This window comes from Hymenobacter endophyticus (genome assembly GCF_032464715.1).
In the GTDB taxonomy this organism is placed as follows: domain Bacteria; phylum Bacteroidota; class Bacteroidia; order Cytophagales; family Hymenobacteraceae; genus Hymenobacter; species Hymenobacter endophyticus.
The window spans coordinates 1-21,953 of the sequence record NZ_JAWDJT010000015.1; the positions used below are offsets into that span (position 1 = coordinate 1).

Consider the following 21,953-nt stretch of genomic DNA (forward strand, 5'->3'; position numbering starts at 1 on the left):
CACATCGCCTATTACAACGCCGAGCGACGGCATTCGGCACTCGGCTATCAATCGCCCAACCACTTCGAAACCCAACTCCAAACAACGTCCCAACTCTGTCCGGCTTAGCTAGACCACCTCAGTGTTGGTGTGTAGTGGTATGCTTATTCCGATATGGATTTTCACACTGCATATTTCCTCACTATAATGGCACACACTAAAAATTGTCAATCTTGCGGCACTACAATCATTGGCAACATCAATCGCCGGTTTTGCACGGATGCTTGCCGCAAATACTACAAAGCACACGGTAATACCGGACACTCTGGTTTGCCGGACAACCGGTTGAACAGAACAGAAAAATCCGGAGAAAAGCGGAAATCAGCCTATTCCATTGGTGACTACGCTGCTAAGCGCCTGATTGACTTTGCCGGCAAAATGGCCGAAAGCCAGCTTATATCGGCTTCAACAGAGCCCAAGCCGGGCGGTATTGCTGGCCTAGTGGGTCAAGCTCCACTGCTAACTGCTACCCTCACAGGTGAAATACGCGCTGGCCGGCAGCCGGGACAATACCGCCCAGCCCTGCCCCCTACCCTCCGCCAGTTCCTGGGTGAGCTTACCCACCCGTTCCAGATGTTGATTTGGGGCTTGCCAGGCAGTGGCAAATCAACCATGAGCATGATAATGGCCAATGAAATGGCAGCTTTCCGTAAGGTGCTCTACATTTCCGGGGAGGAAGGGCTGAATAGCACTACCCTCCGGCAAAAACAGGCTCGTACCATCACCCGCCACGACCGATTTTTATTCGCCAACCGGTTACCCAATTCTAAGCTGGAATGGCGGCAGATTCTGCTTACCGGTACCACCGGTCAAATGTCCGGTCAATTGGCTGGAAACGCACTTTCGCCTACCGGTCAGCGCACCGGTTGGCCAACCGGTCAGCCAACCGGTGGTACGCCTGAATACCGAACCATTGTGTATGACTCCATTACGATGCTTGGAATTCACCCATTCCACGTAAAAGCCACCGCTAACGATTGCCAGCTACCAGCTTTCAGCCAGCATATCAGCCACATTTTTATCAGCCACGCCCACAAAGATGGCAAAGAGTATCGGGGAGACGGTAGTTGGGGCCATGAGGTGGATATTATCATTCGGTGCCATGAGGGCGTTGCCACCATCCAGAAGAACCGATTTGCTACAGCCGAACAGGGCCGGATAGGTACAGAATATAAAATCTATTGACCGGCTTAAAGACCAGTTGACCGGAGTTTAAAACCAATTTTTGCCACTTAAAGCTGCTCAATAAGCGCAAAGCCGGCACTATCCGTTGATAGTGCCGGCTTTGCGCTTATGTGTCCCAAGTAATTGTATTTGATTACTTCGTCAGTTCCGTCGCAATCAATTCAGCCTGCTTGAGTACCGTTTCAGTAGCCAGCAGTTCCATATCGGGTGGGTAGCCGAACTGCCGCAGCGTGCGCTTCACAATTACCTTAAGCTTGGCCTTTACGCTTTCCTTGATGGTCCAGTCGATGGAGGCGTTACTGCGCACCCGCTCAGTGAGCACTACGGCCAGCTCGCGCAGCTTATCTTTCTGCATCAACTCCTGGGCACTGGCGTTGTTGGCTACAGCCGAATAGAAGGCGTACTCGTACTCGGTAAGGCCCATGGCAGCAGCCTCGCTATCCATACCGGCTACCTCCTCTTTGCCCAGCTTGATGAGGTAGTCGATGACCTCGGCGGCGGTGATGATTTTGGCGTGATACCGCTTAATGGCGCTTTCCAGCATTTCCATCAACGACTTACTTTTTACCAAGTTGAATTTGGAACGGGCTTTTATCTCGTCGCGCAACAGCTTTTGCAGAACTTCCAGGGCTACATTCTTGTGCTGCATTCCTTTCAGCTCCAACAAGAACTCCTCGGAGAGAATAGAAATGTCGGGCTTCTTGATACCGGCCGCATCGAACACATCTATCACCTGCTCCGATACCAGCGCCTTATCAATCACCTGCCGGATGGTGGTTTCGATGTCCTCGTCGCTGCGGCCCGAGCTACCCGTGGTAAACTTTGCCAGGCGGGCCTTCACTGCCTGGAAAAAGCCTATTTCATCCTTCACGGCCATAGCCAGCTCGTGCGGAATGGCAATGGCAAACGCCTGCGACAAGGCAGTTACTTCGTTGATGTAGCGTTTCTTGCCATCCGGTAGCCCCAGAATATGTTCTTCGGCCGCCAGTATCATCGACAGCTTCTGGGCGGTGCCAGCGTCGTAGTAGGTGTCGTAGGCGAAGCCGTGGTACATGGCCTGCACCACTTCCAGCTTCTCCACCATCAGGGCCACGGCTTGGTACTGGGTTTCGGCCGGGTCGCCCTTACCGCCCGCATCGGAGTAGAACGCCAGGGCTTTTTTCAGGTCGGAGGCAATGCCGAGGTAATCAACTACCAGCCCGCCGGGCTTGTCCTTGTACACGCGGTTGACGCGGGCAATAGCCTGCATCAGGTTGTGGCCCTGCATGGGCTTGTCGATGTAGAGCGTGTGCATGCTCGGGGCATCGAAACCGGTGAGCCACATGTCGCGCACTATCACCAGTTGCAACTCATCAGCAGGGTTTTTCATGCGCTCGGCCAGCAGGCGGCGCTGTTCCTTGGTGGTGTGGTGCTTGGCAATGGCGGGCCCGTCCGATGAGGCGGAGGTCATCACCACCTTCATACGGCCGGTGGTTAGGTCGTCGGTGTGCCAGTGGGGCCGCAGGGCCGCAATGGCCGCGTACAGCTCGGCGGCAATGCGCCGCGACATGGCTACTATCATGCCCTTGCCCTCAAACACTTCCTGCCGCTGCTCGAAGTGGGCCACCACATCGGCCGCAATCTTCTCGATGCGCTGCTTGCTGCCAATCAGGGCTTCCAGCTGCGTCCACTTTGCTTTGGCTTTCTGCGGGTCGCTGAGGCCTTCCTGGTCCAGGGTTTTGTCGAGGTCATCCACCAGCTTTTTGCCCTCGGTGCTGAGGCTGACTTTGGCCAGGCGGCTCTCGTAGAAAATGCGCACCGTGGCCCCGTCTTCCACGGCCTGGGCAATGTCGTAGATGTCGATGTAGTTGCCGAATACAGCAGGGGTGTTTACGTCGGTTTTCTCAACCGGCGTGCCCGTGAAGCCCAGGTAGGTGGCATTGGGCAACGCGTCGCGCAGGTACTTGGCAAAACCGTACACCACCTTCTTGCCCACCACGTCGCCGGCCTCGTTTTTTACGTCCACGGTTTTGGCCTTGAAGCCGTACTGGGTGCGGTGGGCCTCATCGGCAATGACGATGATGTTGCGCCGCGTCGACAGCTCCTCGTACACGTTGCCTTCTTCGGGCTGAAACATCTGGATGGTGCTGAACACTACTCCGCCCGAGGCGACCCGCAGCTTATCCTTCAAATCCTCCCGGCTCTCTACCTGCCGGGGCTCTTGGCGCAGCAGCTGGGTGGAGCCGGCAAAGGTGTCGAACAGCTGGTCGTCGAGGTCGTTGCGGTCGGTGATGACCAGCACGGTAGGGTTGTCGAGGGCCAGTACGATTTTGCCGGTGTAAAACACCATACTCAGGCTTTTGCCGCTGCCCTGGGTGTGCCACACCACGCCGGCTTTCTGGTCGCCGAACGGCTGGGCCTTCACGCTAGGCAGGCCGTACACTTCAGGTGCTTCCTCGGCTAGCGTGGGGTCAGAATCATCTAGCTTGTAACCAGTGGAAACGTGTTTGGGAGTCGCCTTATACCCGGCATGACCAGCTGCCCGCAGCGTGGATTGCACGGCAGCATTTACGGCGTAATACTGGTGGTAAGCGGCTACCTTCTTCACCGTCGAAATGGCAATAACGCCCGTTTTGGGGTCTTCCTTTTTCGATTTCTCGAACACCACGAAGTGCCGCAACACATCCAGCAGCGTGGCTGGGGCCAGCATACCCCGAATCAGGGTTTCGAGCTGGCCCACCAGCGGCGAAGCCTCGGCCAGGCCATCGGCCGACTTCCAGGCCATAAACCGGCTCAGGCCCGCCGACAGCGAGCCAGCCCGCGCCTCCAGGCCATCGGAAATCACCAACAGGCCATTGTAGGTGAACAGGCCTGGAATAAGAGCTTTGTATGTTTCCAGCTGCTTGAAGGCCGTTTGAAGCGTGGCTTTCTCGTCGGCGGCGTTTTTCAGTTCCAGAACCACCAGCGGTAGGCCGTTCACGAACAGCACTAGATCGGGGCGTTTGTGGTGGCCGTTTTCGACAATGGTGAACTGGTTGACGACCAGAAACTCGTTGCGCTCCGGCTGTGAACCGAAATCGGCCAACCACACCACGTCGCCGCGGGTGTTACCATCTTTCTGGTATTGCACCGGAACACCCTCTGTGAGCAGGCGGTGGAAGGCCTCGTTTCCGGCCAACAGCTCGGGGGCGGCCACGTTGCGCACCTGCCGCAGGGCATCTTCGCGGGCCTCGGCGGGCACGGTGGGGTTGAGGGCGGCAATGGCCTTGCGCAGCCGTTCCAGTAGCAGCACCTCAGCAAAGGAGACCCGCTCGGGGTGGGCCCCGTCGGGCGCAAGGTCGGGCCCGAAGCAGTAGCCGTAGCCCAGCTCCTGCAACAGTTCAATGGCGTACTCTTCAATGGCGTTTTCCGTCAGCTTGGTCATAAGGCACGGGGATAGAGCTATTGGATAGTGGAAAGGTTAGTAGGCCACGCGCACGTCGCCGCTCATCAGCTTGGGGAGCAGCGTGTCGCGCAACTTTTCGAGCGTCTGAACTTGACGCTTGTTCTGATTAATCTTTGAGTAATATGGACTAACCTGCTTATCAAATTCCAGTACTCGGTCTTCTGTAGGCATAAGGTATTCTATTTCGAAAAGCAGCGCCTTGTAGTCCAGGTTTTTTATACCAGAACTCCCGTTTTCAAGACCAAAGAATTCGTCTTGCTTATACAAGTACTGAATGTACAAGTAGATGAAAAAGGAATATTGCTCATTGATTGGCCGAATCATCCGGCAGAAGTTTGAGAATATCAATGGCTGACTGTAAAAAGACTTTATGTCGTCGTTTATGTACAAAGCCCGGCCAGTAGATTGATTTTCGGTACCACCTGAAATTTCAATGATAATGTCGCCGGTTTTCGGCTGAATGCTTTCGAATTTCTTTGGCTTCACGAACCGCAAGGGCGTCTTGTATGCTAGACCGATTTGCAAATCAGCTATGTCAGTCCCTCTAATGCAGTAAGCTGGCTGGATAAATTCTCCTTCGGACACTTCTTTACCCCATTCCCCTCCAATTGTCCCCTCTACCCAATCACCAAATTTGCCGGGTTTAAGGTTATTAGTTGCTTCTACAAACCACTGCCGGAACAGCGTTTCCGCCAAGGCTTCCAAGGTGGCATTTTGCCGGTGTAGCAGGTCTATTTTTTCATCTAAACTGCTGAGGACGCTAGCAATGGCGCGTTGTCCGGCAAGCGGAGGAATTTGAACAGTGAGTTTCTCAAAGTCGCCTTTGTTTAAGATGGGCACTGCTGTGCCATCACTGCCATGAGTTACTAATGTTTCATGCAGGCTAACCAAACTATAGTATAAGAAGTTAGCGTCAACAACGTCATTATTGGGCACTAAGGCGTTAATCTGCTGATTGGTTACAGCCTCAGTAGCATTCATGACTACTTTTCCCATGTCTGAACCTATACAGGTTACCAGAACGGAATTCGCAGGCAAGACCCTTTTTGCTAATCGTCTGACTCCTTCGTCTGAAAGGCTCCTGATACTTTGAGCCGCCTTCTTCCGATAGTTTTTGTAGTCTGAGGGAGTTATAAAAGGCATTGCTTCTCCCCAATCACCGGGATTGTCCTTTGATGGAGTATTGCCGGTAATAACTTTTCCCAATTCTCCCAAGGAGTATTCTGGCCACTCATTAACTAACTCACTAGTAACGAGTGTGCTAACCAATGTTTCCCCCTCCCACAAAATTGCCGTTTGCCCACTCATCTTCCTACGCCGTAAAAATCTTCGCCAAATTTTCCGCAATCCGCTCGTTTAGCACGCTTTCCTCGCGTAGCTGCGCCTCGAGCTCCGCTCGTAGCGTGGTGAACCGCTCGGTGAAGTCAAACTCGTCCTCGTCGTCGGGCAGACCTACGTAGCGGCCGGGGGTCAGCACGTAGTCCAGCTCCTGCACCCGCGCCAGGGGGGCGGCCATGCAGAAGCCGGGCACATCCTCGTAGCTGCCGCCCTCGGTGCGCCATTGGTGGTAAGTGTCGGCAATGCGCTGGATGTCGGCCTCGCTCAACTCGCGGGTGCGGCGGTTTACCAGGAAGCCCAGGTTGCGGGCGTCAATGAACAGGATTTCTCCGCGCCGGTCGCGGAACTTGTCCCCGCCCTGCCGGTTGCGGTTCATAAACCACAAACCAGCCGGAATCTGGGTGTTCAGGAACAGCTTGGCTGGCAGGTTCACAATGCAGTCGATGAGGCCCGCTTCCACCAGCGCCCGCCGGATGTCGCCCTCGCCCGAGCTTTTGGAAGTAAGCGCCCCTTTGGCCAGCACCACGCCTGCCTGCCCCGTGGGGGCCAGGTGGTGAATGAAGTGCTGCATCCAGCCGAAGTTGGCGTTGCCGGTGGGCGGCACGCCATACTTCCAGCGGCCGTCGGTGCGCAGCAGCTCACCGCCCCAGTCGCTCACGTTGAAGGGTGGGTTGGCAATGATGTAGTCGGCCTTCAGGTCGGGGTGAGCATCGTTGAGGAAGGAGCCCTCACTGTTCCACTTCACCTGCGAGCTGTCGATGCCCCGGATGGCTAGGTTCATCTTGGCCAGCCGCCAGGTGGTCTGGTTGCTTTCCTGTCCGTAAATGGCAATATCGTCGAGGCGGCCTTGATGCTGAGTTACAAACTTCTCGGAGTGCACAAACATGCCCCCCGAGCCGCAGCAGGGGTCGTACACGCGACCTTCGTAGGGCTCCAGCATTTCTACCAGCAACTCTACCACGCTACGCGGGGTGTAGAACTGTCCGCCCTTCTTGCCCTCGGCCAGCGCAAACTCACCCAGGAAATACTCAAACACACGGCCCAACACGTCGGCGCTGCGGGATTTCACGTCGCCCAGCGCAATGTTGCCTACTAGGTCAATCAGCTCACCCAGGCTGGCGGGGTCCAGGTTCTGGCGGGCAAATACTTTGGGCAGCACGCCCTTCAGCGGCGGGTTTTCTTTTTCCAGCCAGTCCATAGCGTTGTCCACGGCTCCGCCAATGCCCACAATGATGCCCTTGCCTTCGGGGTCGTACACCGGAATCTGAGCTACTTTGGCGTGGTTCTGCAGAAACTGCCAGCGGGCATACTCCGGCACGAAGAACACGTTTTCGGCCTTGTACTCGTCCCGGTCTTCGGGGTCGGCCCCTGCGTATTCGCCCTCGCCGGCCACCAGTTTGGCATAGTGCTCCTCGAAGGAGTCGGAAATGTATTTGAGGAAGATGAGGCCCAGCACGATGTGCTTGTACTCGGCGGCATCAATGTTTTTGCGGAGCTTATCGGCGGTTTTCCAGAGCTGCTTTTCCAGCGGCTCCTCCGCAACTTCTTTTTTCTTCTTGGCCACGGGGCGGGATACTAGGGGTATTGCAAAAACGGACCGCACAGCTGCACGGAACCAGACGCCATTACGGGAACGTCAGACCTTAAATTTCATCAGGAAGCCTTCCTGCACTTCCACAAAGCCGAAGTTGCGGAGCGGGTGGTATTCAAACCGGCGCGACTGGCCCATCCCGTTCCATACCTCGGGCAGTAAAAACGAATTGCCTAGCGTCAGCACAGTGCTTTCTCCATCGTTACCCACTGCCAAGATATGATAGATACGGCGGGCACCAGGCTCTTTGCCATATATCCAGCAGGGGGTCACGTACCGGGCGCTCCAATGCTTGAGTTTAGGGTTGCCCAAGCTTAGATTAATTAGGATAGTGTCTTCGTGCGAAACGGATTCTTTGAACTCGTCCGTTTCAGGTACTACCAATACATGAATCATAGCAGGAAATGATACAGTCTAGAGTTGCTCGATAGTTATACCGTCGGTATGGAACCGGTAGCGGCCGGGTTCCAAGAACAAGGTATCTTCTCCTTCAAGAATTTCAATGTATCCGCTGAAAGCATCCTTCTGCTTCAAGATGTACTGTTCATCATCGCAGCTGACACTCCCTTGGAAACCCTTCTCTATTTTGAATGTATCTCCCGCATCAACGTCCATCGTATCAATGTCGAAACCTCGCTGATACAATGAACCGCTAGTGGGCATTATCTGTATTTCAAGCACTTGGCTCATATAGTATTTGGAAATGGTTGAATTGCAAAAAAGAAGCCTCTAACTCTGGCCTCACACCTACTTTGTATAAGTGAGGCTTGAAAATAGAATAAACCGTACTAATCGCCAGCGTAGATACGAGCTATTGTAGATAACGCCCCAAAATGTCCCGCTAGTTGTCCCGTGAAAAAATTTAGGCTGCATAAATCACTGAAAAACAATGATTTATGCAGCCTAAAAGTGGGCCCAGCTGGAATCGAACCAGCGACCTACTGATTATGAGTCAGTTGCTCTAACCGATTGAGCTATAGGCCCTTGGCTTTACCAACCACACAGCAGTTGGTTTCAGCTGTGCAAACTTCGACTTTTACGGGCGAATTTGCAATTACACCGAGTAGGAAAAGCACTGCTTTCCCTGTCTGGGCCTAGCCACCGCACTTATGTCGCATCGCCTGCCTAACCTCCTCTTCGACTTTGGAGGTGTTATCATCAACATTGATTACAGCCTGACTGTGGAAGCCATGCGCCGGCACGGCTCTGCCATTGAGTTTACCCAGGCAGCCCAAGCCGATCTGTTTGACCAGATGGAAACCGGCCAGCTTAGCCCGGAGCAGTTTCGGGTGGGGCTGCGGCAGCATTATGGCCTCACGGCTACTGATGCGGAACTAGACGCGGCCTGGAACGCTATGCTGCTGGATGTGCCAGCTGAGCGCCTAGCCCTCATTGCCGAGTTGCGGGCGCAGGGCTACCAGACGGCCTTGTTATCGAACACCAACCAGATTCATATTGAGGAAATAAACCGACGGCTGCAGGACCAGTATGGCTTGGAACACGGCATTGCCGACTGTCTGGACCGGGTGTTTTACTCTCAGCAAGTGGGGCTGCGCAAACCAGGGGAGGAAATTTTCCGCCACGCGCTGCGGGAGATGAACTGGAAGGCCGAAGAAACGTTGTTCATCGAAGACAGCCCCCAACATATTGCCACGGCCCAGCGCCTAGGGCTGCACACGCTTTTTCTGACTCCGCCGCTCACGCTGCAAGACGCTTTGCCCGCCGCCCTCCGTGCCTTCCCCAACCGAGAATCCACTACTCCTTCCATTGCCTGAAGCCGCGGGCCCCAATTTAACCCCGGCTGCCGCCGCCCAGGATGCTCAAGCAGCCTTCCGGCGCTATGAGCGGCTGCCCTGGCCCCGCCCCCTGCGCTACACCCTACACCTAGCGTTGTTTCTGCTTACGGCCCTGACGACGACACTGGCTGGGGTGCAGCTGATGCGCAACCAGTTTATTGCGGCCGATTGGTTACCGTTTGAAGTTCTGTTGCAGCCCTGGGAGCAGATATGGTCTGCGTTGAAAGTTGGGCTGTGGTACTCCGTGCCATTTCTGGGGGTACTCACGGTGCATGAGTTTGGCCACTACTTCACGGCCCGCTACTACCGCATCCGGGCCACGCTGCCGCTCTTCATTCCGCTGCCTATTGGCATTGGCACCTTTGGGGCGGTCATCCGCATTAAGGACCGGATTTTCTCCCGGCAGGAGTTTTTTGATGTGGGCCTGGCCGGTCCGCTGGCCGGATTTGTGGTGGCGGTTGGTGTGCTGGCGTATGGCCTGACTCATCTGCCGTCGGTGGAGTATCTGTACGGTTTCCACCCCGAGTACCGCCCCTTTGGTGCTGAGTATGCCCAGCACGTGTACCAGGCTTTGCCGGAGGGCAGTAGCTTAGTACTGGCCCAGCCGCTGCTGTTTAAAGGCATGGCGGCGTGGCTGGCCGACCCGGCCCGGATGCCGCACCCGAATGAGCTGGTGCATTATCCGGTGCTGGTAGCGGGGGTGCTGGCTTTGTTTTTCACGGCCCTGAACCTGCTCCCGATTGGGCAGTTAGATGGCGGCCACATTGTATACGGGCTACTAGGGCCGCGCCGGGCGGCGCGGGTATCGGTGGTATTATTTATAGCCTTCATTTTCTACGCGGGCCTGGGCCTGTTCACACTGCAATCGGACGCTGATATGTGGTTGTACGGGGCCGTTCCTTATGGGCTCTACCTGTGGCTGGTGTTCCGGCGGGCGGTTCCCACGGCGCGCCGGGCCGTGTTGCTGGCGGGCGCGGTGTGGTTGGGGCAGATAGCGCTGGCCTCGGCGGTGCCGGGGTTACTAGGTATGCCGGGCTGGCTGTTGTTTGGGCTGCTGCTGGCCCGGGTTACCGGCATTTTTCATCCGGTAGCGCCCCGGGAGCAGCCGCTATCCAGGGGCCGCCGCCTGCTGGGCTGGCTGATGCTGCTTATTTTTGCACTCTGCTTCACGCCCTCCCCTATTTTACTTTCCTGATGATTTCCGCTGGTTTGTGGAGCTACTCCACTGCTGGCATTTTTGCATGACGGTTCCTCAATTCACTCAACATCACTTTTTGCGGGGTTCTACGCGGCTGGTGCTTGGCCCGAACGGGCTATACGTCAGCCAAGGGCCGCGCCGCGGGGCAGCCCGGCTGGAAACCGAAATTCCTTACGAAGAATTGCTTCCCATAACCCTGGAGTACCAAGAGCCCAAGCCGGTGCGGGTTCGGCCTTTCGTAATACCAGCTTGGCTCATTGCACAAGCTGCACTTCATTTAACGAAGAATTCTGATGATGCAGCAGCCATATTGGTAGGTGGTCTGAGCTTTCTGCTGGGCTTAGCGGCCGTGGTGCTGGTACGCCGCTACCGGGGCCGCCGCGTGCTGCTTACCACCAACCGCATCCACCTCGCTTTCCACGATTCTTCTCGTCACCGCGCCGCCCTCAGCACTTTCGTGGATGCCATGCAGCTACGGGCCCACGCTTATTTGCGCGAGGAATACGCCGCCGTAAACCCGCTCGGGCACATTGAGCTGCAGCTGCACCGCCTGCATTGGCTCCGGCAGCTGAAGGTATTGTCGGAGCAGGAGTACCGCACCCTCAGCACCCGCCTTACCGGCCGCCTTTCCCAAGATTCTATCAAGCTAATGGGCCAGGATCTGGAAACGCCTTATCTGAACTAGGCTGAGTGGACAATAACGCTTCTTACTACCAAGCGGAACGTCATGCAGAGCCGGAGGCGAAGCATCTCACGTGCTGAGGTCTGAATGGTAGTACAACGCCAGCACGCAGGATGCTTCACCTCCGGCTCTGCATGACATGGCTTTATTTAGGCTTACTTACTGTCCAAACAGCCTAGAGTTTAGATCTTAGAGTCAAAAAAAGAAAGGGGAGATTATCGTGCTGGCAACGCGCCACTGAACGATAATCTCCCCTCTCTTTTCTTGGAAGCGGTTGCACAAGTATTATAGAGACGCGACACTTCGCGTCTTCTCGTCGGGCAGATGCAACGATGCCGTTCAACACGGAGACGCGAAGTGTCGCGTCTCTACGACACGTATACACCGTTTAGGAAACTGCTTCTTGGCTCTAAGCTCTTGGTTTTAACTTCTCAGCTCTAACCCAACGCCGCTACGCCGGGCAGCTCTTTGCCTTCCATGTACTCCAGCAAAGCGCCGCCGCCGGTGCTGATGTAGCTGACCTGCTCCGAGAAGCCGAGCTGGTTAACCGCCGCCGCTGAGTCGCCGCCGCCGATGAGGCTGAAGGCACCCTGCTGGGTAGCGTCGGCAATGGCCTGGGCTACGGTTTCGGTGCCTTTGGCGAAGTTGCTCATCTCGAACACGCCCATGGGGCCGTTCCAGAGGATGGTTTTGGAGTTGCGCACCACTTCGCTGAACGCCTTGATGGACTCGGGGCCTAGGTCGAGGCCCATCCAGCCGTCGGGAATCTGACCGTTCGGGGCCACTTTGGTTTCGGCGTCGTTGGCGAATTTATCGGCAATGAGGCTGTCGGTGGGCAGTACCAGGTTTACGCCTTTGGCTTTGGCCTTCTCAATGAGCTCCAGGGCCAGGTCCATTTTGTCGGCTTCCAGCAAAGAGTTGCCGATCTGGCCGCCCTGGGCTTTGGCAAACGTGTAGGCCATACCGCCGCCGATGAGCAGGTTGTCTACTTTATCGAGCAGCTTCTCGATGATGAGGATTTTGTCGGAAATCTTGGCCCCGCCCATGATGGCGGTGAAAGGGCGCTCAGCCTGCTCCAACACCTTTTTGGCGTTGTCCAGTTCGCCCTGCAGCAGGTAGCCGCCTACGCGGTCCTCGGCGGCAAACGAGTCGGCAATAACAGCGGTGGAGGCGTGTTTGCGGTGGGCCGCGCCGAAGGCATCGTTCACGTACACGTCGCCGAGTTTGGCCAGTTTGGCCGCGAATTCGGCGTTGCCTTTTTCTTCTTCGGCGTAGAAGCGCACGTTTTCCACCAGCAGAATCTGGCCGGGCTGCAATGCCTTGGCTTTGTCCTCGGCTTGCAGCGCGTCATCGGCAAACTGTACTTCCTGGCCGTACTCCTGGCCCAGGCGGGCTACTAGGTGCTTGAGCGAAAACTTATCCTCGGGGCCACCTTTGGGCCGGCCCAGGTGGGAGAGCAGCACCACCGAGCCGCCATCCTTCAGAATTTTCTTGATAGTGGGCGTGGCGGCCCGGATGCGGGTATCGTCGGTAATGGCGAAGCTTTTATCGAGCGGCACGTTGAAATCTACGCGCACCACGGCGCGCTTGCCGGCGAAGTTGTACTGATCGAGCGTTTTCATGGAACAGGAAATGGGTTTGGCTGGGGCGAAGGTAAAAACATCTGTCATTGCGAGGCGGCACGCCGAAGCAATCCTTCCTTTTCAGGGCATGTCTCATCGGAAAATGACAAGCCCCGGTTGCTTGTAGAGACGCGCCCCTTCGCGTCTCGGCGTTGAATGTTAGCGTCGGGAGTTGTTCTGGCGGGAGACGCGAAGTGTCGCGTCTCTACAACCGTTCAGCGTAAGGTTTGCGAATAGGTCAGGGCTTTTTGCTTTGATAAGGAAGGATTGCTTCGGCGTGCCGCCTCGCAATGACAGATGTTTTACCTTTGCCCCCGATATGAAAATTGGCATCTTCTTCGGTGGCCCGTCGCGCGAGCGGGAAATCAGCTTCGCGGGCGGCCGCACCGTGTACGATAATCTGGATAAGTCCCTGTTTGAGGCCGTGCCCGTGTTCGTGGACAGCCGCGGCAACTTCATCCTGTTGAACTGGGAATACATCTACAAAGGCACCATCCGCGACTTTTACCCGCCCGTGTCGGCGCTGCCGCCCGCGGTGCTGCCGGTGCAGATGTATTTCGAAAGCCTGGGCGAGCTGCCCCTAGAGGAGCAGGACCGCATCATCGCGGAAGTGGGCCGCCGCGTGGAGCCCCGGGAGCTGGCCGGCCTCATCGACTTCGCCTTCCTGGCTTTGCACGGCCCGGCCGGCGAGGACGGGGCTATTCAGGGCCTGCTGGAGTGGTACGGCATTCCGTACTCCGGCTCCGGCATTCTGCCCTCGGCCTTCGGCATCGATAAGATTGCCCAGAAAAAGCTGCTCAAAGCCCTGAACCGCCCTACGCCCGACTTCCGCCTCATCACGGCCGAAGAATGGGACGCCGCCGACGCGCAAGCTACCCTAGATTACCTGGTGCGCGAGCTGGGCCTGCCGCTGGTGTTCAAGGCCCCGCGCCAAGGCAGCAGCATCGGCATCAGCATCCTGCGCGAAGCCGATGTAACTAAATTCGCCACCGCCGTGGAGCGCAGCCTGTTCCGCAAAACCGTAACCCAAACGGAGTGGCAGGCACTGTCGCAGCAGCAGAAAACCGTGTGGCTGCAGCAGCTGGTGGACATCCGCGACGGAATTGGCTTGCCGGTGGTATTGGAGTTGCCAGTTGCCGGTTCTGAGTTATCGGTTTCAAACGAGCCAGCCACTGTCCCCAACGGGCAACGGACAACAGGCAACTCGCAACTGATTTATCAGCCCGAGGAGCTGTTGCGCGCCCTGGATGCGCATCTGGCCACGGCCGAAGCGGTGCGCCTGACCAGCGTGGAGGGCGAAACTCAGGTGCTGGTGGAGAGCTTCGTGCAGGGCCGCGAGTTTTCCTGCATCGTGGTGGAGGACGCCGACGGCCAGCCCTTGGCCCTGCCGCCCACGGAGATTGTGAAGGGCGAGGAAATGTTCGACTACCGCTCGAAATACCTGCCCGGCCTCTCCCGCAAAATCACGCCTATCGACCTGCCCGAAGCCGACATCCAGCGCATCCGCGAGGCCTGCGAGGAAATGTTCCGCACCTTTGGTTTCCAGGTGTACGCTCGCTTGGATGGCTTCATTGGGGCCGATGGCAAGCTGTTCCTCAACGACCCGAATACCACCTCGGGCATGCTGCCGGCTTCATTCTTCTTCCACCAGGCGGCTGAAATCGGGCTCAACCCCAGCCAGTTCCTCACGTTCCTGATCCGCACCTCGTTGGCGGCGCGGCGGCGCGGCGGGCTGCGGCCGGTGAAGCTGGCGGGCCTGCTGGCCCAGCTGGACGCGGCCGTGGCGGCCCGGGCTTCGGAGGAGCGCACCCGCACCAAGGTGGCCGTAATTATGGGTGGCTACTCCTCGGAGCGGCATATTTCGGTGGAAAGTGGCCGGAACATCTTCGAGAAGCTCAGCTCCTCGGTGAAGTATGAGCCAGTACCTGTGTTCCTGACCGGCAACAGCCAGGAGTTCCGCCTGTACGTGCTGCCCATCAATGTGATGCTCAAGGACAACGCCGACGACATCCGGGAGAAAGTGGAATACATGGAAGCCGGCCACGACCTGCACCCCATTCTGGAGCGCATCCGCCGCGAGGCCCAGGGCATCACCAGCACCTACGCCGGTCAGCCCACGGCTCAGCCGCGCCGCGTGTCGTTTGAGGAGCTGGCGAGTATGGTAGATGAGGTGTTTATTGCCCTGCACGGCCGCCCCGGCGAGGATGGTGCCCTGCAGCGGGAGCTGGAGAAATTTGGGCTGCCCTACAACGGCTCGGGCGTGGAAAGCTCCAGCATCACCATCAACAAGTTCGAAACCAACAAACGCCTGCGCGAAGCGGGTTTGCGTGTGGCTGAGCACCGCATGGCTAACCGCCTGGAGTGGGACGCCGACGCGGAAGGCTTCTACCGCAGCCTGGAAACCCAGTTCCCCTACCCCTTCATTGCCAAGCCCGCCGACGACGGCTGCTCCTCGGCCGTGAAGAAAATCAAGAACCGGGCGGAGCTGGAGGCCTTCACCCGCCTCATCTTCCGTAGTCAGAAAGACCTGATGCCCGCCGACGCTACCACGCTCAGTCTGGGTTTCAAGGAGGAATTCCCGCAGAAGGAAGCCTTCCTGGTAGAAACCCTGATTGACCGGGACGGCGCAGCTCATTTCCTGGAAGTAACCGGCGGCCTGCTCACCCACTGGGATGACAACGGGCAGCTGAAAATCGAGGTATTTGAGGCCTCCGAAGCTTTGGCCACCGGTGAGGTGCTGAGTCTGGAGGAGAAATTCCTGGCCGGCGAAGGCCAGAACATCACCCCGGCCCGCTACGCCGCCGACCTCACGGAGCGGCAGCGCGTGTCGGAGGAGGTGAAGCGGGAACTGCGCCGGGTGGCCGAAATCCTGAACATTCAGGGCTATGCCCGCATCGACGCCTTTGTGCGGGTGCGCCAGAACGGGGCCGTGGAGGTCATTATCATTGAGGTAAACTCTTTGCCGGGTATGACGCCCGCTACCTGCATCTTCCACCAAACGGCCCTGGCCGGCTACACGCCCTACGACTTCATTGACCGGATTCTGGAGTTCGGCAAGCAGCGTACAGAGCAGGCTCAAGCGTAACTAGAAGCTAGTCCCCCTCCTCAGATGAGGAGGGGCTAGGGGTGGTTGACAACTAGAGCTAGATGATAGAACCAGTACCGTTCAACTTTCATCAACCACCCCTAGCCCCTCCTCATCTGAGGAGGGGGACTAGCTTCTCCCTTTCTAATTTCTAGCTTTGTCGGCTACTTGTAGCTTTTACCTCCTAGCTTCTCCCTAATGTCCTTTTTTCGTTCCGATACGCCGGCCGACCTGCTCAAGCACGTGCTCATCATTGTGGTGGCCACGGCCGCGCTGGTGTTCGGTTTTTTTTATGTGTACCTGCCTATCACCACCAACCACGGCGAAACCATTGTGGTACCGAAGGTTACGGGCATGAACCAGGCGGCGCTGGAAGACTACCTGGATGAGCGGGACCTAGCCTATTTCGTGGACGACAGTACCTACAATGCTCGAATTCCGGCGGGCACGGTGCTTACCCAGGAGCCTAAAGCCGGGGAGCGGGTGAAGGAAGGCCGCAAGATTTACGTGTCGGTTTCGATGAAAAACCCGCCCGTTATCAAGATGCCCAAGCTCACGGACGGCTCGGTAAAAAATGCCCAGATGATTCTGAAAAGCTATGACCTGGTGGTGGGTCAGCTGAAATTCGTGCCTAACATTCAGAAGGACGCGGTGCTCAAGCAGCTGGTGAACGGCAAGGAAATAGCCGCCGGCGCCTCCATCACCAAAGGCACCCGCGTAGATCTGGAAGTGGGAGACGGCCTGGGCAACCAGGAGTTTCCGGTGCCCAACCTCGTGAACATGCCCGCCGATGAGGCCACTACCCTGCTGGTGGGCCAGGGCCTGCAGGTGGGCGAAATTTTCTATCAGGAGCCCGAAGATGGGCAGACGGAAGGCACCGTGGTAAAGCAACGCCCCGCCTCTGCCCCGGGCACCACCATTCGCATGGGTCAGCTGGTGGATTTGTGGGTGGCAGGCCGGGAGCCGGTAAAAGCCGTCAACTAATTTCCGGGCAAAATAGAAGCAGCAGAAGGTTCGTTGACGTACAACGAACCTTTTGTGGTTTTCGGGCGTGGAGTATAACCGCTCAGCCTGCCTCCCTCAGCATTTTTTTACGTTGTATATATGACCTTTTCCTTACGCTCTTTCTTTAGTTCGGCAGCATTGCTCAGCTTGGCTGTGGTGGAAGCCCAGGCCCAGGTAGTGCAGCCGCTGGGGGCCGAGCCGCCCCACGCTATTATCCATCGGCCCAACGCTGCTCAACGGCCAACAGCCCTGACCCTGCCGTTTTTTGATGATTTCTCCCGGCAGAAAGAGGGTGCCCCCGATGGCTTGCGTTGGGAAACAACTGGCGGGGCGCTGGTAAACAACCGGTTTCCGCGCCGGCCCATCAGCCGGGGTGTGGCTACGCTGGATGGGTTGGATGCGCAAGGCAACCCGCGGGGCGGCATTTCCCAGCTTGGCGACGCCGATGCCCTGACATCTCTGCCTATTGACCTGAGTGGGCAGACGGTGGCCAACAATCTGTTTCTGAGCTTTTTTTGGCAGGCGGGCACCGTTGGGGGGCCACCTGCCACCAACAACACGCGGCCTATTGCTCTATACGTTGACTTCAAGGACGCCGCCGACCAGTGGCAACAGGTGTGGCAGTTGCGCAGCCCCGGCGACACCACCAACTTCCGCTTCAAAGCGCTGCCCATCAACCAGGCCGATTTCCTGCACGCCAACTTCCAGTTCCGCATCCGGGTAAGCGGCTACCTGTACAACGCCCGCGACGCCTGGAGCGTGGATTACGTGCGCCTGGACCGCAACCGCACGGCCACCGACTCGGCCTACCGTGATATTGCACTCAGCAAGCCCCTGCCCAGCGCTCTAAAGCGGTTTACGGCCATGCCCATCACGCAGTTCAACCAAAACCCAACTCAGGAACTCGCTGACCGCACGGCCACCAGCATGAATAATCTGGACGCCGGGCCTGCTCCCACGCCTATTTCCTGGGAAGGCTACTTGGACGTACTCGGCGGCGGTAGCAGTTTAATAGCGGAGGGTAACCGCTCCTTGGATGCAGGCCTGCGCCAGCAGCCTATCATCGGCAACCCGCGCCGGGCCACGGTGCCTACTACTCCGGCGGCTAAGCAGCTACGGCAGCGCGTGTACCTGATCAGCAACGAAACCAGCCCACTCACGCTGTCCAATGATACTATCAGCCGCATAACCGATTTGGCCGATTACTACGCCTACGATGATGGTACGGCCGAAGCTACCATAAGCCTGCCGCCCGCCTCCACCGGGCCCGCCAGCTACCACGCCCTCCGCTTCGACCTCAACCGCCCCGACCAGATTCGAGCCATCCAGTTGGCACCGTTGCTGCTGACGGCTGGTGGCCGGACAATTACCATCAACATCTGGGACGACAACGGCAACGGGCAGCCGGCGGCTACTCCCAAGGCCAGCAAGAGCTTTACTATTCCAACCACGCTGCCCACCGGCCAAACCTTCATTACAATTCCGTTTGATAGTCCGGTGCCCGTAACTACCCGTTTTTATGCGGGGTACGGGCAGGCTTCTACCCCGCAGTTTGTTCAGTTTCAGGTAGACCTGAACAACGCACCGCCGGCTAACACCTTCTTCCGCAATGAGTTTGGAGCCTGGAGCCCGGCGTCTACTGCTACCACGGGTGGCTACATTCCGGCCGGCTCCCTACTGCTGCGGCCGGTTACTACTGGCGTCATCACCGCTGCCGTAGCGCCCGCCGAGGTAGCCACGCAGTATCAGCTCTATCCCAATCCGACTACCAACGGGCAAGTGCAGGTGCAGGGCCGTTACGCCCGCGCTGCCGTACTGGATGCCCTGGGCCGCGTGGTATGGGAACAGCCTACCGACCAAGCGGGCGAGGCTACGCTACACTTGCCCTTGTCCGCCGGGCTGTATTTTGTGCGCCTGACCCTGGCCAATGGGCAAACAGTGACCAAGCGGCTAGCCCTGGCTCAACCTTAGCCACGGCAGTTTGTTGGTTTCTTGCTAACCTTGCACCCTGGGCCTTAGTCGGCCATTTTGCTACCCCTCAACCTGAACTTGCCCGTATGAACGACATCACCTCCGCCGAGTTGAAAGAGCGCCAGGCCAATGGCTCTGCCCCCATCATCATCGACGTGCGCGAAACCTGGGAAAACGAGGAAAGCCGCATTGATGGCAGCCGCAACATTCCGCTGGGCGAGCTGCCTGGTAAGCTGGACGAGTTGGAAGACCTCAAGCACCAGGAAGTAGTAGTGCATTGTAAGGGCGGAGGCCGCTCCGCTTCCGCTAAGGCCTTCCTGACCCAGCATGGTTTCGACCACGTCCGGAACCTGATTGGCGGCATGCAGGGCTACCAGCAAGCCTAGGCACCTTACCGCCCCAAAAAAGCCGTGCCGCTAGTAGCGGCACGGCTTTTTGATTTCTAACGGGTTCTGTAACAGTACGTATAGCGTGCAATGACTACAAGAAATAAAATTTAATTGTACACAATTAAATTTTATTCAATCAAACTTGTTTCCTTTGCATCCATGAACGCATCTTCTGCTTCTGTATCATCTGTGAATCCAATCCAGCAACTGGAGAATCAGCTATGCTTTCCCCTGTACGCGGCTTCGCGCATGCTTACCAAAGCATACCAGCCCTTGCTACAGGAATTTGACCTCACGTACCCTCAGTACCTCGTGCTGCTGTTGCTGTGGGAGCACCAGGAGCGTACGGTGAAGGAATTGGGCGAGCATCTGCTGCTGGATTCCGGCACGCTCACGCCCTTGCTCAAGCGCATGGAGCAGCGCCAACTTATCAGTCGCCGCCGCGACCCGCGCGACGAGCGGTCTGTTATTATCGGGCTGCTGCCGGCCGGGGAAGCTTTACGGCAGCCAACCTGCCGCATTCCCGAGCAGTTGTTTGAGAAAATGGGTTTTCCCCTGACGGAGTTTGAAGCCCTGCGCGACCAGCTAAATAACTTGCTTACCCGGCTGAGGTAGTTCAGCCTTTCTGTTTCAGTTTCATTCTTTTTTCTCCCTTCACATGAAAATCGAGAAAGTATTTACGGCTCAGGCCAAAGCCAAAGGTGGCCGCGACGGTGCTATCAGCACCAGCAACGACGTGCTGAACCTCACGCTGAGCACCCCCAAGGAAATGGGCGGCCCTGGCAAAGCCGGCGCTACCAACCCCGAGCAGCTGTTTGCCGCTGGCTACGCTGCCTGCTTTGAAGGCGCGCTGGGCGTTGCGGCCCGCCAGGCTGGCGTGAAGCTGCAGGACGTAACCGTAGAAGCTCTCATCGGCTTCGGTAAAGCGGAAGATGGCGGCTACGGCATTTCGGCCGACCTGCACGTGAACCTGCCCGGCTTCGAGCAGGGCCAGGCGGAACAGCTGGTGGAAGCCGCCCACGGCATCTGCCCCTACTCGCGCGCTACCAAAGGCAACATTGAGGTGAACTTGACCACCACTACCAACGCCGCCTAATTGGTAAAACCTTTAGTTGAGGGCTGAATATGGGCTGTTGCGGGGTACCGCGCTGTCCGTATTCAGCCCTCAATCCTTTTTACGGCTGAGCTGTTACACCTCATTCGGCCGCGGCGAGCACCCTGCCCGTGACCGGAATCCGCTCATTTTTCCTTTTCCTCCTTCCTATGCAAACCAACACCATTCTGCTGGCCAGCCGGCCCCAGGGCGAGCCTACGGCGGCCCAGTTTCAGTTTGAAACCCGCGAGCTGCCCGCACCCAAAGCCGGCGAAGTACTACTCAAAACCCGCTATGTGAGCGTGGACCCCTACATGCGGGGCCGCATGAGCGCCGCCAAATCGTACGTGGCTCCGTTTGAAGTAGGCCAGCCTATTGCCGGCGGCGTAGTGGCCGAGGTGGTAGAAAGCCAGGCCGAAAACCTGCCGGTGGGCAGCATTGTAGTGGGCAACCTGCCCTGGCAGGAGTACAGCGTAGCCCCGGCCGCCAGCCTCAACCGCGTGCCCGCCAACCAGGCCCCCATCAGCTACTTCCTGGGGCTATTGGGTATGCCCGGCCTCACGGCCTACTTCGGGCTGCTTGATATCTGCCAGCCCAAGCCGGGCGAAACGGTAGTAATATCGGGCGCGGCCGGTGCGGTGGGCATGATAGTAGGCCAACTGGCCAAAATCAAGGGAGCCCGCGTGATTGGCACGGCCGGCTCCGACGAGAAAGTGGCTTACCTCAAGCAACTGGGCTTCGATGAGGCCTTCAACTACAAAACCGCCGACATTCCGGCCGCCCTGGCCGCTGCCGCGCCCAACGGCGTGGATTGCTACTTCGACAACGTGGGCGGGGCCATTACCGATGCCGTGTACGACCTGCTCAACAAGCACGCCCGCATTGCCCTCTGCGGCCAGATTTCGACCTACAACAACACCGAAGCGCCCGTGGGCCCGCGCCCCGAGAGCAAGCTGCTCAAAACCAGCACCAAGCTCCAGGGCTTCATCGTGGGCGACTACCTGCCCCGGTGGCCCGAGGGCGTGAAGCAGCTGACGGAGTGGTACGGCCAAGGTAAGCTGCAGTTTGAGGAAACCATTACGGAAGGTTTCGAGCAGATTCCGGCCGCCTTCCTGGGTCTGTTCAAGGGTGATAACACCGGCAAAGCCATTGTGAAAGTCGCCTAGCGTAACCGTCTGACCTATGTCAACCAACGCTGATATTATCTGTGTGGCCGCCGAGTGGCGCACCCGCCCCGAACACGCCGACACCGTGCGCCGCCTCATGCAGGAAGCCGCTGCCGCCGTACGCGCCCATGAGCCGGGCAATCTGCTGTATGTGGCCCATCAGGACCCCAAGGACCCGACGCATTTCCTGTTCTATGAGCAGTATGCCAACCAGGCCGCGCTGGATGCCCACGTGGCCTCGGCCCACTATAAGAACCTGGTAGCTACCCAGATTGTGCCGCTGCTCACGGAGCGCAACGTCTCGCTTTACCGGTTGTTGGCTTAACCGGCCGCAGCTTTCTTTTCTTTTTCCCCTCCAAACTTTCTTTC

19 protein-coding genes and 1 tRNA gene are annotated in these 21,953 nt (G+C 57.6%); 13 read left to right on the top strand and 7 right to left on the bottom strand.

The features are described from left to right. Positions 1 to 3 precede the first annotated feature (3 nt). Positions 4 to 108 (top strand): hypothetical protein, encoded by a 105-nt coding sequence (locus ROI90_RS21215; RefSeq protein ID WP_380230173.1) that lies wholly within the window; start codon positions 4 to 6, stop codon positions 106 to 108. A gap of 45 nt (positions 109 to 153) precedes the next feature. Continuing rightward, positions 154 to 1,224, top strand: coding sequence for a hypothetical protein (locus ROI90_RS18215; protein WP_315999710.1), 1,071 nt, complete (start codon positions 154 to 156; stop codon positions 1,222 to 1,224). A gap of 133 nt (positions 1,225 to 1,357) precedes the next feature. Here the strand turns inward: ROI90_RS18215 and ROI90_RS18220 are convergent, their stop codons facing one another. The 6 genes from ROI90_RS18220 to ROI90_RS18245 all read right to left on the bottom strand — a co-directional run bounded on the left by ROI90_RS18220 (position 1,358) and on the right by ROI90_RS18245 (position 8,561). Then, complete coding sequence (locus ROI90_RS18220; RefSeq protein ID WP_315999711.1) at positions 1,358 to 4,627, bottom strand: type I restriction endonuclease subunit R; 3,270 nt, start codon at positions 4,625 to 4,627, stop codon at positions 1,358 to 1,360. Positions 4,628 to 4,663: 36 nt separating this feature from the next. Next, positions 4,664 to 5,956 (bottom strand): restriction endonuclease subunit S, encoded by a 1,293-nt coding sequence (locus ROI90_RS18225; RefSeq protein ID WP_315999712.1) that lies wholly within the window; start codon positions 5,954 to 5,956, stop codon positions 4,664 to 4,666. 4 nt (positions 5,957 to 5,960) lie between these two features. Continuing rightward, complete coding sequence (locus tag ROI90_RS18230) at positions 5,961 to 7,550, bottom strand: type I restriction-modification system subunit M (RefSeq protein ID WP_315999713.1); 1,590 nt, start codon at positions 7,548 to 7,550, stop codon at positions 5,961 to 5,963. A gap of 72 nt (positions 7,551 to 7,622) precedes the next feature. Next, entirely contained in the window at positions 7,623 to 7,973 is a 351-nt protein-coding gene (locus ROI90_RS18235) for a hypothetical protein (RefSeq protein ID WP_315999714.1), read from the bottom strand. Positions 7,974 to 7,991: 18 nt separating this feature from the next. Then, positions 7,992 to 8,267 carry a hypothetical protein gene (locus tag ROI90_RS18240; protein ID WP_315999715.1) on the bottom strand — a complete coding sequence of 92 codons (276 nt, stop codon included), beginning with the start codon at positions 8,265 to 8,267 and terminating at the stop codon, positions 7,992 to 7,994. Between the two features lie 220 nt (positions 8,268 to 8,487). Beyond that, positions 8,488 to 8,561: transfer RNA gene (locus tag ROI90_RS18245), tRNA-Ile, on the bottom strand. 125 nt (positions 8,562 to 8,686) lie between these two features. Between ROI90_RS18245 and ROI90_RS18250 the strand changes: the two genes are divergently transcribed. The 3 genes from ROI90_RS18250 to ROI90_RS18260 are packed head-to-tail and all read left to right on the top strand — an operon-like array spanning position 8,687 to position 11,256. Beyond that, positions 8,687 to 9,352 carry an HAD family hydrolase gene (locus ROI90_RS18250; protein WP_315999716.1) on the top strand — a complete coding sequence of 222 codons (666 nt, stop codon included), beginning with the start codon at positions 8,687 to 8,689 and terminating at the stop codon, positions 9,350 to 9,352. Next, positions 9,345 to 10,568, top strand: a complete 1,224-nt coding sequence (locus ROI90_RS18255; protein ID WP_315999717.1) for a site-2 protease family protein — start codon at positions 9,345 to 9,347, stop codon at positions 10,566 to 10,568. Before ROI90_RS18250 ends, ROI90_RS18255 begins: the two co-directional genes overlap by 8 nt. A 46-nt stretch (positions 10,569 to 10,614) precedes the next feature. After that, on the top strand, positions 10,615 to 11,256 hold the full coding sequence (locus tag ROI90_RS18260; RefSeq protein WP_315999718.1) for a hypothetical protein: 642 nt from the start codon (positions 10,615 to 10,617) through the stop codon (positions 11,254 to 11,256). A gap of 434 nt (positions 11,257 to 11,690) precedes the next feature. Here ROI90_RS18260 and ROI90_RS18265 read toward each other — a convergent pair whose 3' ends face one another. Beyond that, positions 11,691 to 12,875, bottom strand: a complete 1,185-nt coding sequence (locus ROI90_RS18265) for a phosphoglycerate kinase (RefSeq protein ID WP_315999719.1) — start codon at positions 12,873 to 12,875, stop codon at positions 11,691 to 11,693. 319 nt (positions 12,876 to 13,194) lie between these two features. Between ROI90_RS18265 and ROI90_RS18270 the strand changes: the two genes are divergently transcribed. The 8 genes from ROI90_RS18270 to ROI90_RS18305 all read left to right on the top strand — a co-directional run bounded on the left by ROI90_RS18270 (position 13,195) and on the right by ROI90_RS18305 (position 21,909). Continuing rightward, the gene (locus ROI90_RS18270) at positions 13,195 to 15,960 is read left to right on the top strand and encodes a D-alanine--D-alanine ligase family protein (protein ID WP_315999720.1); all 2,766 of its coding nucleotides are present in this window, start codon (positions 13,195 to 13,197) and stop codon (positions 15,958 to 15,960) included. 198 nt (positions 15,961 to 16,158) lie between these two features. Then, positions 16,159 to 16,944 (top strand): PASTA domain-containing protein, encoded by a 786-nt coding sequence (locus tag ROI90_RS18275; protein WP_315999721.1) that lies wholly within the window; start codon positions 16,159 to 16,161, stop codon positions 16,942 to 16,944. A gap of 120 nt (positions 16,945 to 17,064) precedes the next feature. Next, entirely contained in the window at positions 17,065 to 18,936 is a 1,872-nt protein-coding gene (locus tag ROI90_RS18280) for a T9SS type A sorting domain-containing protein (protein ID WP_315999722.1), read from the top strand. Between the two features lie 86 nt (positions 18,937 to 19,022). Beyond that, complete coding sequence (locus tag ROI90_RS18285; protein WP_315999723.1) at positions 19,023 to 19,322, top strand: rhodanese-like domain-containing protein; 300 nt, start codon at positions 19,023 to 19,025, stop codon at positions 19,320 to 19,322. A 252-nt stretch (positions 19,323 to 19,574) separates the two neighbouring features. Continuing rightward, positions 19,575 to 19,940: a MarR family winged helix-turn-helix transcriptional regulator gene (locus ROI90_RS18290; protein WP_315999724.1), complete on the top strand. Its 366-nt coding sequence runs from the start codon at positions 19,575 to 19,577 to the stop codon at positions 19,938 to 19,940. A 43-nt stretch (positions 19,941 to 19,983) separates the two neighbouring features. After that, complete coding sequence (locus tag ROI90_RS18295) at positions 19,984 to 20,421, top strand: organic hydroperoxide resistance protein (protein ID WP_315999725.1); 438 nt, start codon at positions 19,984 to 19,986, stop codon at positions 20,419 to 20,421. Positions 20,422 to 20,588: 167 nt separating this feature from the next. Continuing rightward, a complete protein-coding gene (locus ROI90_RS18300) occupies positions 20,589 to 21,584 on the top strand; it encodes an NADP-dependent oxidoreductase (RefSeq protein ID WP_315999726.1) in 996 nt (331 codons plus the stop codon). A gap of 16 nt (positions 21,585 to 21,600) precedes the next feature. Further along, complete coding sequence (locus ROI90_RS18305) at positions 21,601 to 21,909, top strand: putative quinol monooxygenase (protein ID WP_315999727.1); 309 nt, start codon at positions 21,601 to 21,603, stop codon at positions 21,907 to 21,909. Positions 21,910 to 21,953: the final 44 nt, after the last annotated feature.